Source organism: Paraburkholderia aspalathi, assembly GCF_905220735.1.
GTDB classification, from domain to species: Bacteria; Pseudomonadota; Gammaproteobacteria; order Burkholderiales; family Burkholderiaceae; genus Paraburkholderia; species Paraburkholderia aspalathi.
This window is the reverse complement of record NZ_CAJNBA010000011.1, coordinates 71,280-93,384: the sequence shown is the minus strand read 5'-3', so window position 1 is coordinate 93,384 and position 22,105 is coordinate 71,280. Positions and strand designations below refer to the sequence as shown.

The following is a 22,105-nucleotide window of genomic DNA, read 5'->3' as shown; positions in this document are numbered from 1 at the left end:
AATCACTGGAAGAACTGACCACAATCAATATCTGTTGCCATATGCAGCGTAATAGAGACGCTTCGCGTAGTCGCTTGCGGAAACCAGCTTCGAGTCCTGTGCGAAGAACTTTAGGGCCTGCGCGAGGCTCATTTCGCCCGACACTTTCGAATATTCGCCGGGGTTATCGCTGCTGCCGTGACCGACTACAAAAGTGGGTGCCGCGGTGACGTGATAGCGCTTGGTGAGGTTGGGATCGATGATCCAGCGCGCCGGCTGCTTGCCACAGCAAATTGCATTGACGTCGGCCGCGAACTTCTGCGTCGAGGTCAGGGTATTGCCTGGACCGCCAAAACCGGTCAACACAATGACGGCGTGCGCCTGGCTCGCCTCACGGGCGAGTTCGAGCAGGGACTCTCGCGGCATCTGCGTCGAAACGAAGATAAAGGTGTTCCAGCGGGCCGTCATCGCGTCTACAAGCGAAGGGTCAGCATGCGTGCCCATCGAGGCGGCAGCGAGTGCGAGAAATGCGATCAGCTTTTTCATGCTTGTGCCTTTACTGGATGGTCGTGGTTGCGCAGCAGTCCTTGCGCTGGAAGATGAAATAGCCGTAATCCTTGTCCTGCGGACGCGACGCGCCGATCTCCTGAAACGCCAACGGTCGGCCGATCGGCGTGCACATGTTGTCGGGGAAGGGGAAGGTTCGATTGGTCTTGTATTGGCGCTTGTCCATCACGAGTTCCGGGACGCCGAGAGCGCCGCAAGAATCCAGCGCATCCTGCCCTGCGGAGGTTTGCTGCGCGCCCGCCGCATGGAGCTTGGCAAAGATGCGGGCAACCATCAGGTGAGACACCTGTTCCTGTGTATTGGCCACTGCCACGTTGCCATCGAGCGGATACATTGGGCCCCACGCACCGGCGACCCAGAACAGGACTTCCATCGGGAAGCCGAACGTGGCGGAGATTGCGTCAGGTAGCTCTGCAGCTACGCTTGCCACACCGGCGAACGGATATGCGTAGGGCGTGAGCATGAGCGACAGCGCGTCATCGTTCCACGTCGGGTCGGCCCAGCTCAGGAAAGGCACGTCGAAAGAACGGCTATCCAAACATGGATTGTTGACAACCACGCCAAGCGCCGACATAACGGGGTTGATGTACTCATTGACCTGCATGAAGGCGGCTTTTCTCTTGCCACCTAGTGGCGCGGTCGTGAAGTTCTCGCTTCCGTATTCGGCCGAGTTGTACGGCGTGTCAATGTCGATCCCGCCGAGCAGAGGCATGCACCCTGGCTTGGTCGTTGTGTCGACCATGTAGCGCGGCTCCCAAAAGGACACAGGAGTACCGATAGCAAGGTTGTTCGCGCAGATACAGATCGGCGACCCACTTACGCCCGTGTCGTAGTCGTCGCCGGACACGCCGAGATTGATGAACCCGCCCATGATCGAGATCGGGAAAATGCAGTCATAGCAGACATCGGTAATCAGGTTGGGAAAGCTGCCGTTACAGATCTGCTGGGCTTGAGCGCCACCCGAAAGCCCGAAGCCAACGACGAGAGCAAACCAAAGACGGATCAGATATTTCAATTGGATGCTCCCATGCCGAACTGGATCGCGAGCTTGTCGCCCTGCTGGAACAACGCGGCCGGCACGCTGTTGATCTCAACGCCGTAGAGTTTCGAAAGGGTGCTGATGATCATCTTTCGCTGATCGAAGTAGAACGGCACGCCCATGCCGCCGTGCCAAGGAACGTTTCGGTACTTGATCCGCATGAGATACGGCGAGCCAGCGGTCAGAACGATCTTTAGCGGCTCTGACTCGCTGCGTTTGATCGCGTACTCAACCTGTTTGGGGTCGTTGCCGTCAATGAACAGCAGACCGTACGTCAATGGCATAATCTTCAGCGGCTCGACGACGGTTCCGCGCGTGACGATTACGCGGCCGCTCTGGTCCTTGTAGTCTTCCGGAATCACGAACTGCAGCGGGCGCAACTCAGTCCGTGCGGTGTAGTCGCTCTTGATGCCGAGAGGAGGCGGATTTTTGATCGAGTCAATCGTGCGGTCGCGATAGGTTTTCCAGAACTGGGCCATTTCGCCACTCGCCTGTTTTTGGCGCATCACGTCCTTGATCTGTTCCCCCGCGTCGCGGTCGAGGGCGTAGGTTTGTGCCTTGATGCCAAGGTCTTCGGCATGCGTTACGCTTGCCAGCGCCGATGCAGCGAGCACGACTGCAATCAAAATTGGTTGTTTCATTGCTGTACCACCATCGTTGGTCTTGCTGGTTCTACCGGGGAAACGGTGCGTGATTCGCGAGCCGGTGCGGGATTGGTAGTCACGTGATACGTGATACGTTCGTACGCCTGTTGCACCTGTTGCGCGTAGCCGATCCGAGCCTGTTCCTTATCTTTCGCAATACCGGCTCCATAGGCACCGACCGCGCGCCACGTGTTGCCGTACATCCGGATGAAGTCGGACAAAAGGAACGCGGCGACATTAATGTTCGTGCATTCGTCGTAGAGGTCACGTTCGTAGATGCCGTATTTCTTCAGCCAGTTCAGATGAAACGGCATGATCTGCATCTCGCCGATCGCACCCGTCTTCGGGTTCGTCACATACGGCCTGTAATTCGACTCGACCCGTCCCATCGCACGCAGCAGGTTCACGTTCAGGTGACGGCGCTGCGCAGCGTGAACAAAGCACGCATCGGCATCCGCCCGCGCTGTGTTGCTTGCGATTAGTAATACTAAGAGAGGCGCGAGAAAGCGAATCATTACGAGTAGCGACGCAGGCCACCCTGCGCGAATTTTCTGACGAGAGTGAACACGCCGAGGACGACTTCGATCGTCACGGCGGCGAATACGACGTAGAAAGACAACGCAATGATGAGTGGCCCCATCGCACCCATTTCACCAGCGGTGTACATCATGAAAGCCGCTGTCGCGATGAGCGTGACGACGCCGGCGTGGAGAACCGTGTGTTGGCCGCGCACGGCCAGACGGGAAAGCAATCCGGTAATGAGGGTTTTCATTTGGCGGCCGTCGCTATGTTGGCGTGGGATTTGGCGAGTTGGGCCGTGATCCGCTCTGCGGGGATCGCGCCAGGAATCAGCGTTCCATCTTCGAAGACCAGGGCCGGCGTGCCGTTGAGGTGCCACTTTTCACCGAAGGCGAGATTGCGGGCGATCGGGTTGTCGCACACCGGCTGTTCCGGCTGCTTGTGCGCATGCAGATAGTCGTGCCATGCGGGGAGCAGCGCGTCGGCCTTCACCAACTGAGCCATGTTCTGGTAGTCGTGCCACGCCTGTACGCGGTCAGCCTGGCACCAGATCGCTTCGGCGACGCCGGGGGCGTTCGGATGGAGCTGGGCAAGTGGGAAGGGGAAAATATAGACCGTGACGTCGGTCAGCTTTGTCAAGCTGCCTTCAAGCATCCGGCAGTACGGGCAGTCCGGATCGGAGAAGACGTAAAGGCGTCGGGAACCACTGCCGAACTTGATCGCATCTTTGGTGTCGAGCTGGGCAACGTCGATCTTGGGACGGTTCGCTTCTTCCAGGTCGTTCGTAATCGAATGGTTGGTCTTCAGGTCGATGACGTTGCCCGAAATCAGGACGGACATGTCATCGCGGACAAAGAAGACCTCGCTGCCCTTGACGACGGACCAGAACCCCGGAAACGCCTTTTCGATCTTTGCTCCTTGCGCGGCAGGGAATCGTTTGACCAGATCTTCGGAAAACCCTGCATGAGCCAACAGGGCGTAACCGGCGCAAATCAGTGCTGCAGAAATTTTCAAGAGACGGCGCATGAATCCTCTAAGTAGGGTGAGAGCGCCTCATGAGGCGAATCGTCACCTCTGGCAGCTCGGGTTTGTAATGCAGGATGAACTCAATGAGCGAATTCACATTTGCCCACGTACGCGCGCGGTTGCGCTGGGTGTACAGGATGTGTTCGGCATTGGATCGACTGAAAATAGTGAGAAGGACGTACCCTGCCTCAACTTCCTCGACGACAAAATTCTTGATCGTTCCGGCCCCAGCTGCGTCCTTCAGATCTTGTTCAACAATGGCGGTCATTTTTCGCTCCCGGTTGCTAGATCCCGAAATGATACCGAAGCGAGCGAGCACGCCGGACGTTTCTCCTTTTGCAGCGGCGAGAGCGGGAACCTTGCCGAGTCAGTCCGGATCAATCATACACATCGCAACATCAAAATATCAATATTGATGTTATGACGAATAATTGTTGACTACCACCGCGCTGTAGACGAAGGCTGCCACGCAGAGACAGATCGTGAACTCGAAGTCGTACACGCCCTTGTGCCTGCGCCAATAGAGGAAGCCCACTAGAAGGACCGTGATGAAAAACAGCTTGACGGCGGAAATCACGAACACGAAGCTCGTCCAGTGGCTGAGCCAGCTCAGAAGCTTGTTCGTCTCGAAGCGCCCCCTTGGGGCGGAGAGTGTGCTGTGCCAGTCCAGCACCTGAAGACCTGCGACTGCACCGATCAAAATCGGTGTGCGGTTCCTGAACAGCTTTTTTAGAGAATGGTCTCGCGTCATTGTGCCCCCGTATAGGCCGCGCCACGTTCTTAACTTGTATCATGTGATGTAGTGAGTATAATTTAATTTTCAATGACTTGCATTATCTGACGTAGCGTTACCACATCGAAATTTAGGTGATCGTGATGCACGATATGCGGCGGTGACAGAACCAGTGCAAAGACTTCGCGTGGCCTCACGGTTGCACTACAATTTCTGCCCAAGGACGCCACAAAATCGCTCACCACGCGCCGTCGAGTTCAAGCGGCAGCTGCGACAGGGCTGTCGGTTCAGATGGTTTCTGCGTACGCGCGCTCGAATTGCGGTAATAAGCGGTTTTCCCCAAACAGTGGTTTTTCGACGAAGTCCAGCCATTAAGTGGTTTTAAGGACCGGAGTGTGCCTATGCAGCTTGAAAATATTCGGTATGTGAATTTCGATGAACCGGATAGACGTCTTGTGCAGGAAAGAGCGATCGAATCTGCGCAGGCCGATCCGGAGAAGTACATCGAGACATACCGGCACGACGCGCGGTCGTTTGATGGTCGGTATGTCGCGGCCGATCTGTTCAAGGAAACGTTTGCGGAGTTCAGCGCGTCGCGCGAATCACGCAACCGGTTCAACAATCCGGTTCACAATGCGGCCGCAGTGCTCTCTTCGGCCCTATTCGCAGAGAACCTGCGGGTCCCCCGCGAGTCGGGGCGCGACGTCGTGTTTTTCCTGACCGGTTCTCCCGGTGCAGGCAAGACTTCAATGGTGCTCAAGGAGAATGCTCTGCCTCCCGCCGCGCACATGGTTTTCGAAGGGCAGATGTCAACGTTCGCGACAAGCGTCGACAAAATCCAGCACGCGATCGATGCCGGGTTCATCCCGCACATCATCGTGGTTCACGCGCGCTCAGAAAATGCGCTGGATAACACGCTACGACGCTTCTATGAGGAGGGTCGCGGCTCGAGCATCGCGACGATTGCCAAGATTCAGGGCGGCCTGCCGGTGTCACTGGAGCAACTTGGCGCATACTTTGGGAATAATCTGCTGCTGGACATCATCGACGTCCGCGATCGGGCGAACCCGGTCAATCTGCAGGGGTTTGACAACATCAATGTACTGAAATCGGAGGGTCCGTATGACCACATCAAGCAACGACTCGAAGCCCGAGTCGAGCAATACCGGGAAACCGGACGAATCAACGAGGACGCCTACCGACAAGCCGTTGGACTCCCACCGCGAGACCACCTCGAAGTGGATCAACAGCGCAATGCAAGGCATCAAGGAGATGCACGAGAACGAGGAAGCGCGGCAGGAGGTCGCGAAGCGCCTGTTCTAACGGCCGACCATTCCGCCGAAGCCGGCCAACCGCAGCATACGCAGACGCGTTTACGGATTACGGATGCGAGCCAAGTCCGTGCCGACGTGACCGGCAAAGTCGTGGAAGTCACGGACACCCACGTCCTCGTACAGACAGGCCGAGCGGACGCTGTGCGCTTTACCAAGGCTCAGCTGAGTGGCGAGGTGCATGTTGGCAATAGCGTGGAGCTGGAATACCGGGCGAACGAGCGCAAGCTAACGCCGGACCCGAACCGTACGCGGGACTCCACTAAGGAGCTCGATCAGGGCCGTCAGCAGGAGCCCGCGCAACAGAACACTCAGAAACGCTCCATAGATGGGCTATGAATCCGGTGAAGCGGGCCCGCCGGAGTCAGCAGAGGCCCACATAGCAGTGACACTACGGGGAGCTGGAGATGCACCGATACTCGATCGACGGAAAGATATACGCTGAGGATGATCCGGGCTTGCAGGCCGCGCTCGGGCGCGTACACCACACGAAGATCCGCCCGCTTTGCCTTTGCGTGAGGCCGGGTGCGCCAATGTATGTCTCGAAGGTCTCGGGGCATTTTCAGATAAAGCGGATGCCTGAGTCCGGTGCGGAACACTCGGCGGACTGCGACTCGTACGAGCCGCCTGCTGAGTTGAGCGGCCTGGGCGAGGTGATGGGGCACGCAATCAAGGAAGACACCGAGGAGGGCAAGACCATGCTCAAACTCGATTTCGCCCTCAACAAGATTGCGGGCCGGGCACCGCCCGCACCGTCCGATTCGGAGCCGGGCAGCATCAAGGCGGATAGCTCCAAGCTGACGATACGGTCACTGCTGCATTTCCTGTGGGACGCGTCGCACCTGACGCACTGGAACCCTGCCATGCACGGAAAGCGCAGTTGGGCGACGGTGCACAAGTACCTCACGCGCGCAGCGCAGGGTAAGTTCACCAAGGGCCTGCATCTACCCAGCACCCTGTATGTGCCGGAGCCTTTCTACGTGGACAAGAAGGATGAAATTACGCAGCGACGTAAGGCTTTCATCGCTGCAGTCGAACAGTCAGACCGGCCAGGTCAGAAGCTTTTCATCGTTATCGGCGAAGTCAAGGAAGTCACCGCGGCACGTTACGGCAAGAAGATGGTCCTGAAGCAGGTTCCGGACTTCTTTTTCATGATCAGCGAGGATCTGAACAAGAAGCTGAAGGTTTTCAAGGACGAGGTCAGCCTGTGGAATGCCTTCCCGGAGATCCACCTGGTTACCATCGCAACGTTCAGTGTTGATCGTAGCGGTGTGGCGCAGATTGAGGAAATGGCGCTCATGGTTACGACGGAGCACTGGATCCCCTTCACCAACGTCGATGAGAAGAACCTCATCGAGTCGCTGATCAGCTCGCAACGCAGATTCGTGAAGGGGCTGCGATACAATTTGGCCGCCTCGAAGCCGCTGGCAAGCGTCATCCTGAGCGATACGCAGAACAAGCACACAGCGATGTACCTGGTGCCGTCGAACGCGTCAGAGGACTATATGATGGCTCTAAACGATCTGACGGATAAGAGCGATCTGGAACACGTGCGGTGGATCGCCGGCGACATCATCCCCGCGATCCCGCCCGCAGCGGTTTCGTCCCGAGCAGCGTGACCGTCAAGACAACAGGCTTTCGCATGCGAAAGTCTGTCCTGCCCTACCTCAGTCCTTTTTAGTTGGCACGCTGCTCCGGTGATCCACTTCCCAGCTTTTCATCATGTTGCGATCCGCGCGATCGCGGCCTATCTCACGCCGGCAATTCTCGGTGCGGTCCTGCTCGCTCGCTTCGCACGGGGCAATGCGTTTTTCGCCCTCGTTTCCCTACCAGGAAATCTCGCCCATGAGCTTCTGCACTTCTGTCTCGGTTTCGTGACCTTCGCACGGCCCGTGAGTCTGTCAGTGTGGCCACGGAGGGCGCAGGACGGCTCTTATGTGTTTGGCAGCGTGCTGTTCGAGAATGTGCGTTGGTGGAACGCTGCGCCGGCGAGCCTTGCCCCGATGCTTGGGTATGGCATAGCGGTGGCGGTTGCGGCAGTCCGTCTGCGCAACGGCTATATATTCTGGCCGTGGGATCTGGCCGTATGGGGCGCGCTCGCGCAGCTGATCTTTGCGGCGTGGCCGTCGACGGTGGATTGGCGTCTCTCCCTGAAGTCGTGGCCGCTATTCCTGGCTGGGCCGGGAGCTTTCTGGTTTTACTATACGCACGGTTTTGCAGCCGGTTAGCCGACGAGCAGAATGAGAGAGGGGCGCCCTGGAGCGCCCCTCTCTTTTGCGACAACCGACTCTCTACCGTCTTCGTTTCATGCCCGGTGGATCACTTGCCCAGACCGCTCTTGGCGACCTGTTGCTCGACATATTGTGCGAACAACGCGTGCAGGTGCGTCGTCGGATGAACGTTGTCTGCGAACATGTACGTCTGGTCGGCACCTGCCACCGTGTAGGTTTGGGGCGAGCAGAACAGCGCCGATGCGAACGACGCGCCATATTGCGCAGGGGTCAATCCGTTCAGCACGCTCGGGTTCTGTGTGCCGTAAGCGGTCGCATTGGCGGCCATCGATTGCAGGTTACAGGCCGTGCCGGTATTCGACACGGTAAAGCCATTTGCCTGATAGGTCGTGTTAATGCCGTCCTGCCAGCTGAAGGCATCGATTTGGATGACCTTGCTGGACGACAGGCCGAGACTCTGGATCGACTGCGCGAGCGCGGCGTTGTAAACGGTCGAGAGCGCGGTCAACAGTTCCTGCGCGGACGCACCACCCGTGACGCCGAGCGGGGTCTGGCCGATGTCCGGAACGTTCGACACGACAACGTGCGTCGCTCCCGCCGCTACGATCTGCTGGATGACGCCAGCGAAAGTTTGTGCGACCGGGCCGAGGCTGGCCGTTGCCTCCTTCTGGATCGCTGCGGCCGCGTCCATGCCACCAGCCACGTCCGTTGTAACTGCAGCCTGAATCGTCGGCTCCAGTTCGAAAATGTCGTTGGCGCCACCGTTAACCAGAACGAGTTGGTTGGCGTTGAAGCTGCCATGCGCGGCTAGGTAGTTCTGTACCTGCTGCGTGACCGGGACGGTTGTCGCGGCCGAGTAGTCGGCATTGGCCGTACCCGTGGGGGCATGCCCTTCGCCGTCCGGATCCTGCACGCGCGCACCGCCCTGTGCATAGCCAAGCCCCGTCGAAGCAGCGAGAGGCTGGCCGAAGCCACCGAGGTAGGCAGCGCTCAGCGCACCGCCATAGTATTCAGCGACCTTTTGCGTCCACACCTCTCCGGGATTGGTCGTGAAGCGGCCACCGCCAAAGCTCGCGGAAATTACCGGTGCATAAGTACCGACATCCGAGAGGCTGTCGCCAAATGACACGACCTGAAGGTTGACGCCGCCGGCGGACGTGCTGGTGTTGGCCGAGCTGGTGTCACTGCTGCCACCGCCACCGCCACCACAAGCTCCAAGCATCGCAAAGGCAGCACTGGCAATCGCCAGTTGAGCGAAGCGCGCGAGCGTATCGCGGCGCGAACCGACCTTCGTGTTGGTTTGATTGATCGACTTCATCGGGCTGTGTCCTCGTTTGGTCTGGTGACGGTCGAGCCGTCTAAGTTGTTGGTTTAATTCGTTGATGCACGCGTAGAATCAAGCGGCACTGCGTCGCGTCACATCATGTACAACATTCTAACATCAAAACATCAATATCGATGTTTTGATGTTTAGGCCGTCCATCGCCTTTCAATGCCGGCAGAGGCCATGAATAAGCGGCGCAAAACGGGTGAGATTGCTGCCGCCGCTGCGCAGTTTATACGGCCAGGCACCGGGCGAAAAGCGCGGTTGCTCCATCTGCTGCTACTCGCTGCTGGTGAGAAGCTGCGCACCAGGCTGATCCGGTGCAACCGCCGCACCGAGAAGCGTCGTATGTATTCTCATTGCGGCTTGAGGGCTGTCGAACCTGCCATGGGGCGTGTCGCCTTGCCACAGCATGTAGACGTGAGCGTCTTTCACGTTGTACTTCGCGATCGTCCACCCGCTAGGATGAGACATGCAATACTCGCTCTCGATTGTCCACTGTCCCATCGCGCTTCCCCGATGCTATTCGTCGCGTGTAAGGAGGTGACGCTTCAGGCGTTGCTGGAAAGACCAATCAGCGACTGTCCGATCGGCCATGGCTATGCGGACCGTCAGCTTGCGGCTAGGCTCGATCTGTTCTAAGCGGTGCGCTACAGACGCAGCGAGTGTCAGATGCCAGACGGCGCTGCGCGCAGGTTCGTCAAAGTCGACGTCCGCAAGCATGACAACGCGCACGCGACCAGATCGATCCTCGATGTACTCACACGGCATCCATGTGCCGGCGATTTCAACGTCAGTCACGTTAATTTGCCGGGCCACACGGGCCGCAGAAGGCTTCTCGGCGTGCATATACGTCCAGCTCCACATCAAGCGTCGGCAGGCCGAGCCGCGCTCAACCTTGCCATCATCTTTTCCACATCCCTGCCGTACAGGTAGAGCGGCCCGAGTTCTTCGTACCCAAACGAGCGAATTAGAGCGTACGCAAAGCAGGGATATTCCTTCGGCTCCCGCTCGTTGTCCGCGTCCCGCTTTGGCATGCTTAAATCGTTCAGCAGGAATCGGCGCCACGCACGCTTGTCTCTGAGTAGTTTCATGGCTTTGCCTAGGTCACGGAGATGGGCTGTCTGTTGGCTAGCCTCCTCGCGATAGAAAACAGGATCGCCCGCTCTTTTGCTGCGTCGGGCGTGTGCTGAAAATCGGCCCAATTTCCGATAGCTTCCCCCGGTCCCGGCCAGATGTTCCCGAGCGGCCGGACGACTTCCAGCACGGTCGGACCTGCCGCGTACAGCAATCCCCATTTCGGAGGCAATTCGTCAGCCTCGATCAATCCTTGCGGACAGAGATAGAAGCGGTACACCCCCAAACCTGATCCCAGAATCTGCCGTTCTGGTTTCAGTGCGTCGGCGAGAAAGTCACCGCGGCTGATCTTGACCTCGATGAGGGCCGAGCACACCGTGCGAAAACCGATCACGTCAGGCTGCTCTCGACTTCCAGCAGCGACGATCTCCGTTCCCACCACATCGAAGCCCTGCCGCTTCATCCAGCGGGCTCCGAGTGCGGTTAGCCGGGTATGTTCAGGAGTAGGCATGCGATCGCCTCAGCGCGGCTGTAGCGGGGGTCAAGCCACGATGAACGTGAATTCCTATCATAAGCTTTCTAGTTATATAGACCGGCGCTGTTATTCGAATTTCACCCAGTCATTAATTTTTTTCTTGCGCTAATCTGAGCGGCCCTCTGCGATCAGGATGACTCGCATGGCTACCATCGAGCGCACTGCGTATCCCCGTTTTCCGAAGGCTTTCTCGACCCAGGAACTGCAGGCGATCTACGCGCCGTTGCCGGAAGAACTGGACTGGATCCGGCGATCCGCGCGCGGTGAGCGTTCCCGGCTGGGTCTGCTGGTACTGCTCAAGGTCTTTCAGCAACTGCATTACTTCCCGGCGCTCGATAGCATCCCTGCAGCCGTGGTCGATTACATCCGCACGACTTCTGGCATTGACGCTGCTATCGGGCTGGCCTACGACACCCGCTCCTCGGTGACGCTGTTCCGGCACCATGCGTCAATCCGCGACTATCTGGGCATCAAACCGTACTACGGTACCGACGGCAGCGAAATTGCCATCCGTGCCGCCCATGCTGCTGCCGCCACGCTGGACCAGCCCGTCGACATCATTAACGCGACGATGGACGAGCTCATCGCACAGCAACTCGAACTGCCCGCGTTCTCGACGCTGGACCGAATCGCTGAACAGATTCACGCGAAGACCCAGACCAGCCTGTTTCGCCGCGTGGCGCGACGCCTTACGGCCGAGCAGAAGTGCGTGCTCGATGGACTGCTTGAGCGCGAATTTGCCAGCCAGAAAACCACGTACAACAAAATCAAGCGACACGCGAAACGTCCCTCGCGCCAGCATCTTGATCGGCTGATCGATCATCTTGCTTGGATGGATACTTTAGGCGATTTCACGACTGCGCTCTCCGGCATTCCGGCGTCCAAACGACGCTCGCTGGCATTGCAGGCGATGAGCCTGGACGCTGCGAATCTTAAGGAAACGCTGCCCGAGAAACGCTACGCGTTGATCGTTTCGCTGTGGAACCACATGCGCGTACGTACGCGCGACGATCTTGCCGACATGTTCATCCGGCGCATGGGTGCGATTCACAAGCGCGCCCGCGACGAACTCGAACAAATCCAGCACGCCCAGCAGGCACAGATGGAGACGCTCGTCGGGCTGCTCGATGGTGTGGTCGACATTCTCGACGAAGACTACGACGAAAGGATCATCGCGCAGTCGATTCGCAAATGGCTGGCGCCCACGGGTGACCTGCAGCCGCTGCGTGAAAGCTGCGCGGCGGTGCGTGCCCTTAGCGGCGGCAATTACCTGCCGCTGCTGTGGAAACATTTTCGCGCTCACCGTTCGGTCACGATGCGGCTCGCCCATGCACTCACATGGGAGTCGACCAGTCAGGCGCGCGGGTTGCTCGACGCACTGAGCATCGTACTGGAGAACGAATCGCGACACCGGGAATGGATCGATACGGAGGTAGATCTCGGGTTTGCGACACCACGCTGGCACAAGCTTGTCAGGCGCTCACATGGTGAGGGCGCACCAACCAACCGGCGCTATCTCGAACTGTGTGTGTTCTCGTTCATGGCCGAGGAACTGCGTAACGGAGATCTATGCGTGACTGGCTCGGATGCGTTCGAGGACTATCGCGTCCACATGCTGCCGTGGCGTGAATGCGAACGCCGCCTGCCGGACTACTGCGAGAAGGTCGGTTTGCCCGGGAACGCGAAGGATTTCGTCGCACACCTGCGCCAGTGGCTCACGGATAAGGCGAAGCAACTCGACGACGATTTCCCGGCCAAACGCGATCACGTCACGATTGGCGCAGACAACGAGCCGGTTCTGCGCCGCACGGTGGCGAAGGACATTCCGGCCAGTGCGATCACCTTGCAGCAGCGGCTGAACGACCGGCTCAAGACGCGTAACGTGCTCGATGTACTCGCAAACATCGAGCACTGGACGCATTTTACCCGGCACTTCGGGCCACTCTCTGGGAGTGACCCGAAGATCCGCAAGGCGGCCGAACGGTATCTGCTGACGATCTTCGCGATGGGCTGCAACCTCGGGCCGACGCAGGCTGCGCGACACTTCGACGCTGATGTGACAGCGCACATGATGTCGTTCGTCAACCGGCGGCACATGAGCGTGGACAAACTCGAAACTGCACAGCGCGAACTTATCGAGCTCTACCTGCGTCTCGATTTGCCGAAACACTGGGGCGACGGCAAGACAGTCGCCGCCGACGGCACGCAATACGACTTCTACGAAAACAACCTGCTCACCGGTTACCACCATCGCTACCGTAAGATGGGCGCCGTCGCATACCGGCACGTCGCCGACAATTACATTGCGGTCTTCCGTCACTTTATCCCGCCGGGCGTCTGGGAGGCAATCTACGTCATCGAAGGATTGCTGAAGGCCGGTCTTTCCGTGCAGGCCGACACGGTTCATTCGGATACCCAAGGGCAGTCGGCGGCGGTCTTCGCGTTCACGTACCTGCTTGGGATCAATCTGATGCCGCGCATCCGCAACTGGAAGGATCTCAAGTTCTTTCGTCCGGACGACGGCACGAAGTACAAACACATTGACCGGTTATTCTCGACGACGATCGACTGGGAACTGATCGAACGGCACTGGCAGGACCTGATGCAGGTCGCGCTGTCGATCCAGGCGGGCACGATCTCCTCGCCTCTGCTGCTTCGCCGGCTCGGTTCGGAGAGCCGCAGGAACCGCCTGTATCTTGCTGCGCGCGAGCTGGGCAACGTTGTGCGCACTGTGTTTCTGCTCGAATGGATCGGCAGCCGGGAAATGCGACAGGACGTGACAGCAACCACCAACAAGGTTGAGTCGTATAACGGCTTCGCGAAGTGGTTGTCGTTCGGTGGCGACGTGATCGCGGAGAACGAGCCGGAGGAACAGCAGAAGCGCCTTCGCTACAATGACTTGGTTGCCTCGGCGGTGATCCTGCAAAACACGGTCGACATGATGCAGGCGTTACGCGAGATGGTCAGTGAGGGCGTATCGATCAGGCCTGAAGACCTTGAATTTCTGAGCCCGTATCCGACGCACAATCTGAAGCGCTTTGGCGATTACAAGCTGCGCATGGACCGGCCGCTGGAGAGCTGGCTGAGTGATGCGCTGTTTGGTCAGGCAGCCCGTGCTGCCGATCGGGAAGGACCGGCGCCGCGGCCCGGATAACGCAAAGCTCATTGACCATGTCCATCACAGACACGATAGATACGCCATACGGCGCGGTTGCCGCCGATGCGCTCAACGTCCTGGAAAGAACATACGATACAACGCGGCTGCTCGCGGCGGTTGGCACACTGGACGTTCTGCGCGCGCGGCTGTCTGATCCCGGGTCGCTGCGTGATGACCTGTTGCGACTGCACGGTATGGCTCACACCATCCTGAACGGAGCCAGCTTGACGGTATCGAGTCAACATGAACCGTTTGTCGATCAGGTCAGTGACGTCATTGACCAGCTGGATGCCTGTCTCGCCGGTCTTTATGTGATCCGCGAGACGCTGTTGCCGCTGGAAGCCTTGCGACCTGAGGATGCCGGGGAGTGACAGGTAGGTCCTCTGCAGGACAAACCCATCCTGGTATCGCGTTACAATCGTGTGCATGCACGATGCTATGGAGATAACCTCTCTTATCTCCAGTAGGTCGTCTAGGACACAAACTGTCGATCATGAAAACGCGTCGATGCCTATGCTTGCGCAGGACGTTCGGCGGCCTTCGTTCATCTAATATGTTGCCCGGGCGGCAACGCAAGGCACGACAAGGAGGTGGCAATGGTTAAGAAACAGGCGCAGATCTGGGCAATCAAACTCAGCCTGCGTGAGATCAAGCCTCAAGTGTGGCGTCGGATTGAGGTAGCGTCGACGATCACACTGGCCGATCTCCATCAGGTCATCCAGACGGCGATGGGCTGGACGAATTCGCACTTGCATGAATTCGACCTGGGCGACGTACGCTACGGCATGACCCATGTTGATGGTTTCGATGATGGTCTGGATGACATGCAGGACGAGGCGGGTGTACGGCTCGACACGGTATGCCAGCCCGGCGACAGATTCATTTACAACTACGATTTTGGTGATGGCTGGGAGCACGTGGTGGTCATCGAGAAGGCTGTTGCGATTGAGCCGGGGACCCGCTATCCGCGCTGCACCGCCGGGCGCAATGCCTGCCCGCCAGAAGACTGTGGGGGGCCATGGGGCTATGCCGACATGTTGAAGACGCTGGCTGGCAAGCGAGACGCAGAACGCGCCGAGTTGATTGAATGGCTGGGTAGTGAATTCGATCCGCGGGACTTTGATCTGGCGCAGGCCAACCGCTTGATGTCCGACTACGTTGACCCATCAGTATTCCTGCTGGCCGGAAGTTGACGCGGCATGAATCGAACACTGCGCTTGCCGGGATGAACGACCCGTCATGAAAATGCGTCCATCGTCCGGAACCCCTCATCCACCGGAGTTCCCGGATGCGGCTTGCCTCGCGGCACTGCGTGCCTGGTACGCAGGGATTACAACCCGTGCGGCGGTTACCCGCTATCTGCCGGATCACAAGGTGTCCGGCCAGTCGGCGCGCAGCATTCTGGGCCGCATCCGACGACAGCTAATCGCGTTCGCTCGCAGCCGTCAGCGCACTGACCTCGCAGCGCTGTTTGAGCACCCGCTTGCCGAACGGTTCGAACGGGCCAAGGCGGTAACGTACGCGATCGAAGTGCTCCGTGCGTCGCCGCCGCTGGCACCTCGGATCACCGACGACATCGGTTTGTGGCTGTCTGCGCGTGCCGTTGCCACGCTGCGCGCACATGGCATCGATACGTTATCCGAGCTGACCGTACGCGTTCCACGCCGGCGTCGCTGGTGGAGTGCGATTCCCGGTTTGGGACCCGCCAGTGCGAGGCAGATCGAAGCCTTCTTCGCCGCACATCCCTTACTCACGGAGCGGGCGCACGCACTGATCGCGGTGACCCGTGTCGCCGTGGTCATGCCATGGGAGCGGTTGAGTTTGCCGAATGAAGTCGATGGCTCACACGGCAGTTTCAGGGCGCCGCCGCACACCTGCACGCTCAACGCAACCAACGACTACGAAGCGGTGCAGGCGTTACGCGCAAGAGAAAAACAATGGACATCAGCCGGAGCCTTGAAAATGCTGGAATCAGCAGTCTGCGGAGTGTCCATCGGATCAGCCGAAAAAGTGGACAGATCGACCGTCTGTGTGTCCATCTTTCACCCCAGGTTTCGCATGGTCGGAAGCCCGATAAAGCCGGGTGTCCGACCATGCCAGAGCGTGTCAAACCATCGCGCTTCAAGGGTTCACTTCGCCGCGCTTCGCCCGCCCTTCTTGACCCGTTCAGCGGTGTCACAGAACCACGATCGAATTTGATGGGTCACTACGCCGGGTGACCCGTAGCGGGAACCTTCGCTAGCACCAGGTCGACGCAGGTGAAGCAGCCCAAGTGCCCGTTTCGAGCGAAAACGCCCGCCCCGATCTAGCGCGGGTGCAGGGGCAGGACGCTACCGCCTCGTAGCGCGGCCAGTTCCTTGCGCAGGCTGAACACCTGACGCAGCAGTGCGAGCTCACGAGCCAGTGACTCGTCAAGTTGTGCCTGCAGATCCTTCGCGTCGCCTTTCGCCCGGTCCAGACGCTCGGCCAGTTCGAGCTTCGGGCGCCCGGCTACCGCGTTGGCTGCATCGATCGCGTCAATCAGTGCTGTGAACTGCGGGCGTGACTTCTTGATGCTGCCCTTCTTGCGGCCCGCCTCGATCGCCACGGCGTCATTGTTGATACGCACTCCTTTTCGTTTCTTCAGCCGCTCAAGGGCGGCGTAGTAGTCGGTCATGGCGTCGCTCATGTTGCCTCCGGTTTGATCAGTTTCTCCTGCGCGTCAAGCAGTCGTTGCAGCGTCTGTGCCTCGATACGGTATTCGACGCTTGTCTCATCAACTGCGCGCAGCTTCCCGACCGTAGCCTGCTGCGCCTTGATCACTCGCTGAAGCTTCGACGGCACGACGATGAGATTACGGCAGTTCGATTCAAGACAATCCAGACGCATCCAGTCGAGCGGTGTCGACCTGCAGGGCTCGACGCTGGCGCAGCCGCCCAGCACCGTCTCGCGATATGCGAGTTCACCCTTCTCGAACTTTCTGATCGTTTGCTCGCGCGAGTAGACCGACACAGGCGAGGCCTGCACGGCACGGCTCTGCGTCCACGCTGCGTGCCCGCCGAACAGCCGCTCGTCAGCGAACAGCACCTGCTCGGCGTACGCGAGATACTCGGACAGGCCCTGCGTCTCGGCCCATTCCTTCGCGAAGTGGCGCTTGTCGGTGTCGATGAAACCCTTCGCGAACGCCGAGCCGCGCGCATAGTAGGTGCTCATCTCGTGCGTGAGGTGCTGCAACTGACGTTTGAGCGTAGGTAGCGTCACGAGGCCGCTCCGATGGGCGTAGAGGGCTAGGCTCCGGCGAAGCTGGTGGCGAGTGAACGGCCACTGCTGCCCGAGTGCGTACTTCGGCTCGTCTTCCCACGCGCGGTGCATGTCGACACGCTTCAACTCGGCGATGTCCTCGAATGTGATCGTCGGAAAGACGCGCTCACGAAAGGCTTCAATATAGTTAGCTACTTTACTTGCCGCCCGGTTTGCCACGTATCCATGACGCGGACCTATCGGCAGACCCATCCGGCAGAACAGCAGGTGCGAACCGTCCGTCGATTCGGCGTAGCCTTGCGCGCCGTGCGCACGGTGCGCCTCGCCCGACAGGCGTTGCGCGAGCCTGATAGCGCGGGCAGCGAGCGGGCTGGTCACCCAGCACGCGCGCCTGGGACGACCGCCCGACAGTTTGGTCGTGACGCCCTCGATGGTGTAGTGCGTCACGCCATCCAGACGGGACTCGCTCAGGCAGTTGTAGGGCAGGGTCTCTGCTTCTGCCGCGCGCATGCCGGTGAACGACAGGATGACAAGCTGACATAGCGCGGTGATCGACGCCACAAGCGACGACACGACGTAACGGGGGTCCTCGCACCGGAAGTGCGTGGCAGTACTTACCAGTTCTGCAGGGACACCAGGCCTCTCCCCAGCGTATACGCGTGCGAGGTAGTCCGACAGAACATCAGCGACGTCTTCAGCGATGCCGAGGTCATGCTGACAGGTCGACAGGAAGTGCTGGTAGATCCGCGTCGGGATGGCAGGGTATTGCGAGTATCCAGCGTGTTGCGCCCAGCGTTTAAGCAGAGGCTTATGTAATTGGACCAGCGGTACGCGCAGCCCTGTGGTCTCGACGCCCAGACGGTGAAGCTTCACCAGAATCGAATGAAGGCGTTGGGCCTTCGACTCCATTCCGGCTTGCGCCGCATAGTCCAGAACAACGGCGACATTGGACAGGCCCTCGTAGAGCGTAAGCTGACGTGCGGCGGCAAAGAACGTGAACTCCCTCAGGTTGATTGAACGAGCCTGAAGCGTGCCGGACGCCGGTACCATATCGGTCGCTTCGTGCATCAGAAAGTACATGACCTGCTTCCATTGACGCGTGGTTGCTTCTGAAAGCGCGCGACTCACGCCGTCAGGCAAGTGGCTCCTGGAATAGAGATGCGTGCTGCGTGGCCCAACCGCGTACGCACGGATGTCCCAGGTATCGTCACCAAACAGCGAAACAGTGTTCCCGGACGTGTCGCGCGTGACGACCGTATCGTCCTCGACCCGATACCAGCCGGGCCGCTCAGCGGTCGGCGCGATCAGTGTGTTGTTCATGCCACTCCCAATTCGTAAAGCTGGTCGAGCTTGGCCGACCAGAAAGCGTCCAGATTCCCCTCAATATCAACGTCATGCTCGATCTGTTCGACCAGCGCGGCATCCCGCCTGCGCAGTTCGTCGAGCAGGAAGTCAACGCGTCGCAGCACCGCACCGAACGATCTGTCGTACTGCTCGATCGAGTCAGCACGCCCGCACACGAGTCTGACGCAGTGACGGCAGCTCAGCAGCTTGCGGATGTCGGTCGCGTCAGCGTGCACGCGGTACTGGTCGCAGAAGAGACACCCTTCGGTCGAGCGGCAGTCAGGCTGTACCGTGACCGAAGCCGCGATCGGCGCAGGCTTGTGGAATCCGATGCAGATGCCCACTGCGCTCCCGATGCTGCCCGCCGGGTTGTTGCCTAGCCCCAGCACGGTCTTCTCGACCGAAGCGAGGAACGCCCCCATCTCAGCCTTGTGCGCGGCATCCGTGCCGTTCGAGTACGAGCGCAGCGCCGTCTCCATCGAGTGCCCCATCAGCCTGGCTGCGATGACGGGGCCGTGGTTGCTCACCGCCCAATCCTGCTTCGCCGCACGCCACTGACGCGCGCCAATGCGCGGCAGCACGATCCCGAGCGTGTCGAGTCGACGGTAAAGCTGCTCCAGGAATTTGGTTGAGAGACCCGTTAGCCGCCGCAACTGTGCATGATGCCCGACCACGACGAACAACGCGTCCCACTCTGCGTCCTGCACCAGATACTCGCGCAACGCCAGATACGCCCTGAGCTTCGGCATGAAGCCCAGCGAGACGGTGAACGTAATCTCCTTCCCGCCTGCCCGGTACTTGACCTGACGAAACTTCTGACGCGCAACCGACGCATCCTGCAGGCTCGTGGCAAGCTCCGGACTCCACTTCATGGCTAGCAGTTGCGCGAGGTTGATGCCCGTTTCGGCAAGAAACAGCGCGGCGAAGCAAGAGGCCGCTATCGAAGCATGCGAGCGTCGGATTGACGACTGCGCGTCCGCGTTCGCCGCCGCAAGATGTTTAGCCGCTAACCTGGCGATGTTCCACGAACGCTCACGCGGATTGTTAGCCCCTGCCTCAACCATCCGTGTCCTGAGTTCCTCCCGTGTGCGCGGCTCTCCTGTCTCCAGATTCCAGCCGATCAGGCCGCGCGAGTCGTCGCCGTCACTACGGCCGTAGATGTGCGGAACGAGGCAAAGATTCTCACCTCGCACCGTGGTCACGCGCACGGGGTACGGTTTGAAGTCGAGCACCAGCGTGCTGATGCTGCTGAAGAGCGCGTCGGCCCACGCGAGCAGGGCAGCCTGTGCCTCGGCGTCAGGCACAGCCGTCGGCACCCAGGCATCCTGTTGGTGGCGCAGCACCCTCGCGTCGGCGCAGAAGTCGTCGCTTCGGAAGAACTCACGTAGCATCGACAACAGACTGCGCTGATAGTGGGCGACGGAATTGCGGTTCAGGTTGCCCAGCGAGACCTGTTCGCGCCTCTCACGGAAGTACCGATGAACCGCCTCCGCGGTAGCCTTCTCGTCACAGAGCACCTGATGCAAGCCCTGGCTGTCGGCCCAGTTGACGAAATCAAGCACGACGCGCAAATCCATGGAGATCGTCGCCGGACGCCTCGCGCCAAGGGCCATACGCCTGGAAAGCTGGGTCACGAGCAGACGCACGACCCTGGCGCGTTCGCTGCAGAAGCTTGTTGGGTCGAAAGTGCGTCGCGTGCGCTGCGGGCTCGACGTGTCGCGCGTCAGATAGCAGATCTGACCGATATCGGAACGTCCGCTCATGCCTTCCCACCGGAGCAGCGCGCGTTCGGGATGCAGCAGCGTCGTGCCCTCGGCGAGCGGCATGCGCACTTCCTCGTACTGGCGGTTCATGCTGCCTCCACAGTGTCGAGGGTGCGCGTGACCAGCGTCGACAGGTGTGCTCCCCAGCCGTCCTGTATAGCGTCGAACAGCTTGCGATTATCGCGGTAAGCGAGATAGCGTTCAGTCATTGAAGGGTGTACGTGCCACATCAACTGCCGCAACTGGTCGAGCGCCCGCGTGTACTTCGTCCCGTTCGCCGTCATCGCGTCGACCATGTTCAGCCCGAAAGTCGCGCGCAGGTCGTGGAAACTGAACTCATACCTGGGGTTGTCGAGCCGCACACGCATCATGGGCAACAGTTTGTCCCTGATGAACTGGCGCACGGCCTGCCCGGTCTTGAAGTGACGGCGCACGCGCGGGCCAGAGGTAAGCGGGTCGCGCGACGCGCGATCCTCGTAGAGCGGCGCACCGCGATGGCTCAAAAAGAGCGCCTGGTCGAAGTGATCGCCGCCATCTGCCATCTGGCGGCGCTTGCGCGCACGATCGCTGTGCACGTAGATGTACAGCCGCTCATAGAAACTGCGCGGAACGTGCAACACGCCCTTAACACCGCCCTTCGTGTCGATGCCGGTACCTGGCCCGCAGGCGAGACGGATGTCGTCGCCGTGAAACCCGTCAGGCTTGCGCATCACGTGTTTCGCACGCACGGTCAGTACCGTCTGGATGCGGGCGCCTGTCAACAGCGCGAACAGATGAACGAGCGTCATCTCGATGTTGCCGAGTGTGGCTAACGATTCAAGCAGCGCCGACTGCTCGGCAGAGGGGAGCGGGCGCAGGCGACCACCGTCCTGGATGTGATCGTCCCACGGGTCTTCTGCGCGCCGGCCACTGATCGACAGGTCCGTGGTCTTGACTTCGATCACGCTGCTGAAGCCCTTCTGGTCCTTGAACTCAATGAAACGATCAGATTCGACCCACGGCGCGTTCGTGGGTCGAAAGCCTGCTTCGGTCATCATCCAGCGATAAAAGCGCACCACGGTGCCCATACGACGCCTGGCAACGCCCGGAGACAGCTCGCCGGCCTGCACGGCCAGCTTGATCGAGCCGCTATATCGGTAGGTCGGACGTTGCCGCTTGTTCACAGGGAAGACGAGCCAGTCGATACCCTCGTCATCCAGATAACGACGGAAGGCTACAAGGTCGTCAGCGATGCTGGCGAACGTCAGCATGCTCGGCGACGACTTCGACTCGATCATATCGATGAGCCAGAGGTTCGCCTCAGCCCACGGCGCGCCGTCAGCAAGTCGGACAACGGGAAAGAGAGGAAAGGTGCCAGCGATCCACTTCGGGCGGGTGTCGCGTCGCTTGCCGGTGTCGGGGTCTGCGAGCGGGACCGTGTGATAGATGGTGCCGCCCTCGGGGGTGGTGATACTGACCGGCGTCGCGCCGGGTGTGTCGCGGTCAACGACCTCGGTCAACGGCAGTTGCCGGATGGTCGTTCTTCTTGCTGTCATCGTGCAGATCCTCTGCTGTGTTTGTGCGGGTGTCCGCTTTAACACAGCCTGCGAGTATCAG

At 59.7% G+C, this 22,105-nt stretch carries 23 protein-coding genes; 7 read left to right on the top strand and 16 right to left on the bottom strand.

Annotation, left to right across the window (positions count from 1 at the left end; translation table 11 throughout):
- Positions 1 to 24: 24 nt before the first annotated feature.
- The 8 genes from KHO30_RS35415 to KHO30_RS35380 all read right to left on the bottom strand — a co-directional run bounded on the left by KHO30_RS35415 (position 25) and on the right by KHO30_RS35380 (position 4,525).
- A complete protein-coding gene (locus tag KHO30_RS35415; RefSeq protein ID WP_211703656.1) occupies positions 25 to 525 on the bottom strand; it encodes a TrbC family F-type conjugative pilus assembly protein in 501 nt (166 codons plus the stop codon).
- A 10-nt stretch (positions 526 to 535) separates the two neighbouring features.
- Complete coding sequence (locus KHO30_RS35410) at positions 536 to 1,561, bottom strand: TraU family protein (RefSeq protein WP_244864211.1); 1,026 nt, start codon at positions 1,559 to 1,561, stop codon at positions 536 to 538.
- On the bottom strand, positions 1,558 to 2,226 hold the full coding sequence (locus tag KHO30_RS35405) for a conjugal transfer protein (RefSeq protein ID WP_211703655.1): 669 nt from the start codon (positions 2,224 to 2,226) through the stop codon (positions 1,558 to 1,560). Before KHO30_RS35405 ends, KHO30_RS35410 begins: the two co-directional genes overlap by 4 nt.
- Positions 2,223 to 2,744, bottom strand: coding sequence for a lytic transglycosylase domain-containing protein (locus tag KHO30_RS35400; RefSeq protein WP_211703654.1), 522 nt, complete (start codon positions 2,742 to 2,744; stop codon positions 2,223 to 2,225). The genes KHO30_RS35405 and KHO30_RS35400 overlap by 4 nt, the downstream gene beginning before the upstream one ends.
- Positions 2,744 to 3,001 carry a hypothetical protein gene (locus KHO30_RS35395; protein ID WP_211703653.1) on the bottom strand — a complete coding sequence of 86 codons (258 nt, stop codon included), beginning with the start codon at positions 2,999 to 3,001 and terminating at the stop codon, positions 2,744 to 2,746. Before KHO30_RS35395 ends, KHO30_RS35400 begins: the two co-directional genes overlap by 1 nt.
- Positions 2,998 to 3,774, bottom strand: a complete 777-nt coding sequence (locus tag KHO30_RS35390) for a DsbC family protein (protein WP_211703652.1) — start codon at positions 3,772 to 3,774, stop codon at positions 2,998 to 3,000. Before KHO30_RS35390 ends, KHO30_RS35395 begins: the two co-directional genes overlap by 4 nt.
- A 7-nt stretch (positions 3,775 to 3,781) precedes the next feature.
- On the bottom strand, positions 3,782 to 4,042 hold the full coding sequence (locus KHO30_RS35385) for a hypothetical protein (protein ID WP_211703651.1): 261 nt from the start codon (positions 4,040 to 4,042) through the stop codon (positions 3,782 to 3,784).
- Positions 4,043 to 4,192: 150 nt separating this feature from the next.
- The gene (locus KHO30_RS35380) at positions 4,193 to 4,525 is read right to left on the bottom strand and encodes a DUF5658 family protein (RefSeq protein ID WP_211703650.1); all 333 of its coding nucleotides are present in this window, start codon (positions 4,523 to 4,525) and stop codon (positions 4,193 to 4,195) included.
- Between the two features lie 383 nt (positions 4,526 to 4,908).
- On the opposite strand from KHO30_RS35380, the gene KHO30_RS35375 reads away from it, so the two are divergent.
- From KHO30_RS35375 to KHO30_RS39430, 3 genes are all read left to right on the top strand, one after another.
- Positions 4,909 to 6,177, top strand: coding sequence for a KfrB domain-containing protein (locus KHO30_RS35375; RefSeq protein ID WP_211703649.1), 1,269 nt, complete (start codon positions 4,909 to 4,911; stop codon positions 6,175 to 6,177).
- A gap of 68 nt (positions 6,178 to 6,245) precedes the next feature.
- Positions 6,246 to 7,457, top strand: a complete 1,212-nt coding sequence (locus KHO30_RS35370) for a DUF1173 domain-containing protein (protein ID WP_211703648.1) — start codon at positions 6,246 to 6,248, stop codon at positions 7,455 to 7,457.
- A gap of 78 nt (positions 7,458 to 7,535) precedes the next feature.
- A complete protein-coding gene (locus tag KHO30_RS39430; RefSeq protein ID WP_244864209.1) occupies positions 7,536 to 8,066 on the top strand; it encodes a hypothetical protein in 531 nt (176 codons plus the stop codon).
- A gap of 91 nt (positions 8,067 to 8,157) precedes the next feature.
- On the opposite strand, the gene KHO30_RS35360 is transcribed toward KHO30_RS39430, so the two are convergent.
- From KHO30_RS35360 to KHO30_RS35345, 4 genes are all read right to left on the bottom strand, one after another.
- A complete protein-coding gene (locus KHO30_RS35360; RefSeq protein WP_211703647.1) occupies positions 8,158 to 9,387 on the bottom strand; it encodes an SGNH/GDSL hydrolase family protein in 1,230 nt (409 codons plus the stop codon).
- Between the two features lie 285 nt (positions 9,388 to 9,672).
- Positions 9,673 to 9,867, bottom strand: coding sequence for a hypothetical protein (locus tag KHO30_RS35355; protein ID WP_211703646.1), 195 nt, complete (start codon positions 9,865 to 9,867; stop codon positions 9,673 to 9,675).
- Positions 9,868 to 9,915: 48 nt separating this feature from the next.
- A complete protein-coding gene (locus tag KHO30_RS35350; RefSeq protein ID WP_211703645.1) occupies positions 9,916 to 10,242 on the bottom strand; it encodes a hypothetical protein in 327 nt (108 codons plus the stop codon).
- A 253-nt stretch (positions 10,243 to 10,495) separates the two neighbouring features.
- A complete protein-coding gene (locus KHO30_RS35345) occupies positions 10,496 to 10,933 on the bottom strand; it encodes a hypothetical protein (RefSeq protein ID WP_244864208.1) in 438 nt (145 codons plus the stop codon).
- Positions 10,934 to 11,147: 214 nt separating this feature from the next.
- Here KHO30_RS35345 and KHO30_RS35340 point away from each other — a divergent pair, with 214 nt between their 5' ends.
- The 4 genes from KHO30_RS35340 to KHO30_RS35325 all read left to right on the top strand — a co-directional run bounded on the left by KHO30_RS35340 (position 11,148) and on the right by KHO30_RS35325 (position 16,361).
- Entirely contained in the window at positions 11,148 to 14,159 is a 3,012-nt protein-coding gene (locus tag KHO30_RS35340) for a Tn3 family transposase (RefSeq protein WP_211703643.1), read from the top strand.
- 17 nt (positions 14,160 to 14,176) lie between these two features.
- On the top strand, positions 14,177 to 14,533 hold the full coding sequence (gene tnpC, locus KHO30_RS35335; RefSeq protein ID WP_211703642.1) for a Tn3 family transposase post-transcriptional regulator TnpC: 357 nt from the start codon (positions 14,177 to 14,179) through the stop codon (positions 14,531 to 14,533).
- Between the two features lie 225 nt (positions 14,534 to 14,758).
- A complete protein-coding gene (locus KHO30_RS35330) occupies positions 14,759 to 15,355 on the top strand; it encodes a plasmid pRiA4b ORF-3 family protein (RefSeq protein ID WP_211703641.1) in 597 nt (198 codons plus the stop codon).
- Between the two features lie 46 nt (positions 15,356 to 15,401).
- Positions 15,402 to 16,361: a phage integrase family protein gene (locus KHO30_RS35325; protein WP_211703640.1), complete on the top strand. Its 960-nt coding sequence runs from the start codon at positions 15,402 to 15,404 to the stop codon at positions 16,359 to 16,361.
- A gap of 106 nt (positions 16,362 to 16,467) precedes the next feature.
- Here KHO30_RS35325 and KHO30_RS35320 read toward each other — a convergent pair whose 3' ends face one another.
- From KHO30_RS35320 to KHO30_RS35305, 4 genes are read right to left on the bottom strand one after another with little or no spacing between them, the layout of a single operon-like run.
- Positions 16,468 to 16,830: a hypothetical protein gene (locus KHO30_RS35320; protein WP_012406686.1), complete on the bottom strand. Its 363-nt coding sequence runs from the start codon at positions 16,828 to 16,830 to the stop codon at positions 16,468 to 16,470.
- Entirely contained in the window at positions 16,827 to 18,722 is a 1,896-nt protein-coding gene (locus KHO30_RS35315; RefSeq protein WP_211703639.1) for an integrase, read from the bottom strand. The genes KHO30_RS35320 and KHO30_RS35315 overlap by 4 nt, the downstream gene beginning before the upstream one ends.
- Positions 18,719 to 20,599, bottom strand: coding sequence for an integrase (locus KHO30_RS35310; protein WP_175848671.1), 1,881 nt, complete (start codon positions 20,597 to 20,599; stop codon positions 18,719 to 18,721). The genes KHO30_RS35315 and KHO30_RS35310 overlap by 4 nt, the downstream gene beginning before the upstream one ends.
- Positions 20,596 to 22,044, bottom strand: a complete 1,449-nt coding sequence (locus KHO30_RS35305; RefSeq protein ID WP_211703638.1) for a site-specific integrase — start codon at positions 22,042 to 22,044, stop codon at positions 20,596 to 20,598. Before KHO30_RS35305 ends, KHO30_RS35310 begins: the two co-directional genes overlap by 4 nt.
- Between the last annotated feature and the right edge of the window lie 61 nt (positions 22,045 to 22,105).